General features: G+C 50.8%; 6 protein-coding genes and 1 pseudogene. All 7 read right to left on the bottom strand.

Annotated features, from left to right (window positions below):
* Window positions 1-632: LysR family transcriptional regulator (locus tag ACR0P9_RS07295; RefSeq protein WP_432618754.1), on the bottom strand; the 632-nt coding region annotated here is incomplete at its 3' end.
* A gap of 159 nt (window positions 633-791) precedes the next feature.
* On the bottom strand, window positions 792-1,766 hold the full coding sequence (locus ACR0P9_RS07290) for an aldolase catalytic domain-containing protein (protein ID WP_432618752.1): 975 nt from the start codon (window positions 1,764-1,766) through the stop codon (window positions 792-794).
* 121 nt (window positions 1,767-1,887) lie between these two features.
* Window positions 1,888-2,820 carry a translation elongation factor Ts gene (tsf, locus tag ACR0P9_RS07285; RefSeq protein ID WP_432618750.1) on the bottom strand — a complete coding sequence of 311 codons (933 nt, stop codon included), beginning with the start codon at window positions 2,818-2,820 and terminating at the stop codon, window positions 1,888-1,890.
* Window positions 2,821-2,917: 97 nt separating this feature from the next.
* The gene (gene rpsB / locus ACR0P9_RS07280) at window positions 2,918-3,643 is read right to left on the bottom strand and encodes a 30S ribosomal protein S2 (protein ID WP_216469336.1); all 726 of its coding nucleotides are present in this window, start codon (window positions 3,641-3,643) and stop codon (window positions 2,918-2,920) included.
* Between the two features lie 165 nt (window positions 3,644-3,808).
* Window positions 3,809-4,099 (bottom strand): PRC-barrel domain-containing protein, encoded by a 291-nt coding sequence (locus tag ACR0P9_RS07275; RefSeq protein ID WP_432618748.1) that lies wholly within the window; start codon window positions 4,097-4,099, stop codon window positions 3,809-3,811.
* Window positions 4,100-4,101: 2 nt separating this feature from the next.
* Window positions 4,102-4,986: a polysaccharide deacetylase family protein gene (locus ACR0P9_RS07270; protein ID WP_432618746.1), complete on the bottom strand. Its 885-nt coding sequence runs from the start codon at window positions 4,984-4,986 to the stop codon at window positions 4,102-4,104.
* Window positions 4,983-5,203: pseudogene (locus ACR0P9_RS07265) on the bottom strand (N-acetylmuramoyl-L-alanine amidase family protein); the annotation flags it as partial. The gene ACR0P9_RS07270 and the pseudogene ACR0P9_RS07265, both read right to left, overlap by 4 nt.

The raw sequence follows: 5,203 nt of genomic DNA, 5'->3' as shown, positions 1-5,203 counted from the left end.
TTGATATTCGGCATCGCACTCTCAAAAACCTCTCGTGTGCCGCTGCCTTTCTCGCGCAAAATAAAGGGAATATTTTGCAATTCTGCCATGCTGACGCACCGCCGTTCTCCAAACGGATTATGATCCGCTGCACACACCAGTGCCAAGGGATCATTCATCATAAACTGTGTGACGAGATCCGGACTGGAGATTTTCCCCTCAACGATTGCCGCATCCAACTCGCTTTTCAGCAGCTGCTGCTCAATCACTTGGGTATTGTCCACGAGTACCCGCGGTGCCGGATTTCCCGTCTCCCCGATATACTGATTGAGTACATCTCCCAGAATACAAGTTCCCACGGTTACGGTCGCGCCAATGCGAAGCATGTCTGTATTATCTGCATTGTGCAGACGCTGCTCCATATTGTCAAATGTGGACAAGATATGCCGAGCATATTCACACAGCTGTTCCCCAGTCGGTGTAATATATAACTTTCTGCCCAATCGCTCAAACAGCCGCACTTGGTATCGTTCCTCAATTTCGCTGATCGTGCCGCTGACAGATGGCTGTGCAATGTGCATCTTCTTCGCAGCCTCGCTCATGCTGCCGCAATCAGCAACTGCCAGAAAAATGCGTAAATTTCTTAATGTCACAGCCTTCGCCTCCTCCCTACTTCCCAATCTATAGTGACATTATTATATCTTAAATTTTCAATTTGCACAATAGCTAGATAAAAATTGTTAAATTTTCTGTTTATTGGCACAAAAAACTGCCGTCAGGCAAAACCTGACGGCAGCAGCTAGATCGTTTTTTTATTCGTGACCCAGATTTGCAAAATAATTTGCATAATCATGGCGATTATCCTTGGTAAATGCAATCGCTGTGCGCGGATGCATGTCCATGTAACCGGTCAGCAGGTACGGCGTATCGTAGCCCCACTTGACGCCTTCCTCGCGCAATTTATCCATATGCTGTTCGACAAAGCGCAAAACCGGCGGCAGCTGATACTTCGGATTGCGCAGAAATGTCATGAGCTGCTCCATCATACAGTTGCCTGCACCGCGGCCCATGCCGTTCATCGTTGCATCCAACATGCTGACGCCATTGGCACAAGCGGTAATGGTATTGGCGAAGGCAAGCTGCATGTTATTATGTGCATGGATGCCGACCTGTTTGCCGTACTTGTCCATCTTTTCCAGATACATATCCGAAATATCGCGGATTTCTTCCGGATACAGAGAGCCATAGCTGTCTACGATGTACACGGTATGGATCGGCGATTTACCGAGCAGTTCCAGTGCTTCGAGCAAATCCTCTCGACGTGCCTGTGTCACAGCCATGACATTGCAAGTCGTCTCATAACCCATCTTTGCGCAGTGCTCAATCATGTCGATGGCTGCCGGAATGGTCTTGACGTAGGTTGCCACACGTACCAAATCTACCGGACTGTTGCTTCTCTCACGAATGTCGCGCTTATAATCGGTACGTCCGACATCCGCCATGACGGAGATCTTCATATTGGTGTCGTTGTCTCCGACAATATCATAAATATCCTCATCGTTGCAGAACTTCCACTTACCAAAATCCTCCGGCTTAAACAGATCTACAGAAGCCTTATAACCGAACTCCATATAGTCCGTACCGGTTGCCAGATTGGTCTGGTACAGGTCGCGAACGAAATCATCGGTAAAGCGGAAATCGTTACACAGTCCTCCATCGCGAATGGTGCAGTCCAGCACGCGGACATCTTCGCGGAAGGTCATCAAATTGCCTTTCTGTGGTGCCATTGTCGTTCTCCTCTCTCGCCCAGCATTTACTTTAGCAGATTAAACCGCAACTGAGTGAATTGTTTTCGTTGAAAGACAGCCCCTGCCCAAAGCAGGGGCTGAAAATGACGCTGTATTGAGATTACTTAGCCATGGAAGCAACTTCTGCTGCGAAGTCGTCCTGCTTCTTCTCGATGCCCTCGCCCTTCTCGTAGCGAGTGTACTTAACCAGCTTGATGGAGCCGCCCAGTTCCTTAGCAACAGCAGCGATGTGCTTCTCTACGGAAACCTTGTTCTCCTTTACGAAAGCCTGCTGCAGGAGGCAGTTCTCCTCGTAGTACTTGCCGATACGGCCCATAACCATCTTCTCGATGATCTGCTGCGGCTTCGGCTTAGCAGCGTTCTTGTTCTCCTCGGTAGCCTGGATGAGCAGGATTTCCTTCTCCTTGTCCAGAGTAGCCTGGTCAACGTCAGACTTGTCCATGAACAGCGGACGCATAGCAGCAGCCTGCATACCGATGTCCTTGCCCAGCTCGGTAACTGCCGGGTTGCCCTTCAGGTTGTCGGAAACTTCCAGACCAACCAGTACGCCGATAACGCCGCCCATATGGGTGTAGCCAACGTTTACGGTGCTCTCATCGTAACGCTCGAAGCGACGAATCTGCAGGTTCTCGCCGATGGTCAGAACCTTCTCCTGAAGAGCGCCCTCAACGGTTACGTCGCCCATCTTAGCAGCCTTCAGAGCATCCATGTCAGCCGGATTCTCAGCGATAACAACCTTAGCAACGTCAGAAGCAAACTTCTGGAAGTCAGCGTTCTTAGCAACGAAGTCGGTCTCAGAGTTAACCTCTACGATTGCAGCAGCGCCGCACTTGTCGCAGATCTCGATGCTTACGATACCCTCAGCAGCTACACGGCTAGCCTTCTTAGCAGCCTTAGCCAGACCCTTCTCACGCAGGATCTCAATTGCCTTGTCGAAGTCACCGTCAGCTTCGGTCAGTGCCTTCTTACAATCCATCATACCAACATTGGTCTGCTCGCGCAGTGCCTTTACATCCTTTGCAGAAAATGCCATGGTGTAAATTCCTCCTAGATATAATCGTTCCGTTTTTGTGAAAAAAGCCCGCCCGAAACAACGCGGCGGGCTTTTTCTTTTTGCTTTGTATCAGAGATTACTCAGCAGCCTTCTCTTCAGCTTCCTCAGATGCCAGCTGCTCGCCCTGCTTGCCTTCCAGTACAGCGTTAGCCATGGTAGCAGAGATCAGCTTGATAGCGCGGATTGCGTCATCGTTGCCCGGGATTACGTAATCAACTTCGTCCGGATCGCAGTTGGTATCAACGATAGCTACTACCGGAATCTTCAGCTTGCGAGCCTCAGCGATTGCGTTCTTCTCCTTGCGCGGGTCTACAACGAACATAGCGCCCGGCAGCTTCTTCATGTCCTTTACGCCGCCCAGGTACTTCTCCAGCTTAGCGATCTCCAGCTGCAGCTTGATAACTTCCTTCTTCGGCAGCAGATCGAAGGTGCCGTCTTCCTGCATCTTCTTCAGCTGATTCAGACGAGCGATACGGGTACGCATGGTGGTGAAGTTGGTCAGCATACCGCCCAGCCATCTTGCGTTTACATAGAACATGCCAGCGCGCTCAGCTTCCTCACGGATAGCGTCCTGAGCCTGCTTCTTGGTACCAACGAACAGAATGGACTCGCCAGCAGCAGCGGTATCACGAACGAAGAAGTAAGCTTCCTCCAGCTTCTTCACGGTCTTCTGCAGATCGATAATGTAGATACCGTTTCTCTCGGTGAAAATGTACTGAGCCATTTTCGGGTTCCATCTTCTGGTCTGATGACCAAAGTGTACGCCAGCTTCCAGCAGCTGCTTCATAGAAATTACAGACATTGAAATATCCTCCTAAAGTTGTTTCCTCCACATCGTTCCATTTGGCAGCGACCCTGCGTCTATGCCACAGGGCACCACGCCGCTTACGCGATGTGTGCGTATTTTTCATACTTGATGATTGTAACATACCGTTGTGCCAAACGCAAGAAAAATTTTCGCGTTTTTTCAAAATTCTTTTGCATTTCCCGACCACTCCGGTGCATTGGCGCAAAAGCTGGTCAAAATGATGTCGTCGCCGATGCGGCGAATCGCCTCCCACGGAATCACATAGTCCTGTTTCCGATTCCAAAACGCCAAATTATTTTTGGCCGGTACGACAAGCGCGGACAGCCTGCCGGTGCACGTGTCAATCTCCACATCGCTGACGTAGCCAAGGCGGCTGCCGTCGCTGATGCTAATCACCTCTTTGCAGCGCAAATCGGCAATCCGGCAGCCGTTTGGACAGTTGCATCCCATGTTTACCCCTCCGTTTTTACGAGCAAGGCGTCCCAAAACTGCTCACTGGTCAATCTGCCGTCCCGATTGTTGCGCCGAATGCCCCTCAGACACGCGGTGTCGCGTGTAATCGCCGTCACACCCTCCTCACAGCTCAATGTGACCGGAAAGCCGTACACTTCTGTCAGTGCCGCTGTTTCGGCATTGACTGCGCCGTATGGATACGTGTAGCACACCGGTGCCGCAATGCCTATCGACACAAACAAATCCTGTGCCTGCTGCGTATCCGACAAAAAGTTCTGGCGATAGGCCGCTTCGGTCTCTCCCGCCATGCGCAGACATCCCTTGCGCGGCTTCAATTCATGAAAATCATACGAATGATTTTGTATCTCCATCACACCAGAATCCGCCATTTCCTTGAGTTCCTGTTTGGTGCAATACGACCACACTTCATGTTCCGTGTCATCGGTCTGAGAAAACTGCTCGGTTAGGCTGCCGACCGGCGACAGCACAGCCTGCATTCCATACTGTTTGAGCAGCGGATAAGCGTATTTATAGTTATTATAATACCCGTCATCAAACGTCAATAGTACCGGCTTTTCCGGCAATTCTGTGCCATGTTTTACATAAGCCAGCAAATCATGGATGGTAATCGTCTCCCGCCCGTGTGCCTGAAGATATTGCAGATCGCGCTCAAGCATAGACGGCGAAATGACATACTGCGACGGAGAGTCTCCTTCATCGGTCACGCTGTGATACATCGCTGTAGGCAATAAAATTACCGGCTGATCTGCGGACACAGACACGCCGCGAGAAAACAGGCATCCGCCCGCAAACAACAGTGCTGCCAGCACAATGCCTGCGGCAAAAACGGTTCGTCCCTGTACAATCATCCATCGATGGTTCACCCGCTCACCGCCTGGCGAAACGGCACACCGAAATAATCCGCGGTGGAAACCGACAGATTGCGCGCAATATCCCGAATATTGGCTCGAATCCAGTTGGCATCATCCGGATTATCATGATAGGCAATTTCTATGAGAATCGCCGGAGCAGCCGTGCGGCGCAGCTCTGCCAAATTGGTCGTCGGAATGACATCGACAAGCTGCGGTGTCGGAGAAATCA

The organism is Butyricicoccus sp., assembly GCF_050872565.1.
Lineage (GTDB): Bacteria > Bacillota > Clostridia > Oscillospirales > Butyricicoccaceae > Butyricicoccus_A.
Note: the sequence above shows the minus strand (reverse complement) of the source record. Positions and strands in the feature narration are given on the sequence as shown.

Bases quoted from the DNA above. Each gene is read 5' to 3' on its own strand.
- ACR0P9_RS07290 (WP_432618752.1), bottom strand. From the start codon at position 1,766: ATGGCACCACAGAAAGGCAATTTGATGACCTTCCGCGAAGATGTCCGC.
- tsf (WP_432618750.1), bottom strand. From the start codon at position 2,820: ATGGCATTTTCTGCAAAGGATGTAAAGGCACTGCGCGAGCAGACCAAT.
- rpsB (WP_216469336.1), bottom strand. From the start codon at position 3,643: ATGTCTGTAATTTCTATGAAGCAGCTGCTGGAAGCTGGCGTACACTTT.
- ACR0P9_RS07275 (WP_432618748.1), bottom strand. From the start codon at position 4,099: ATGGGATGCAACTGTCCAAACGGCTGCCGGATTGCCGATTTGCGCTGC.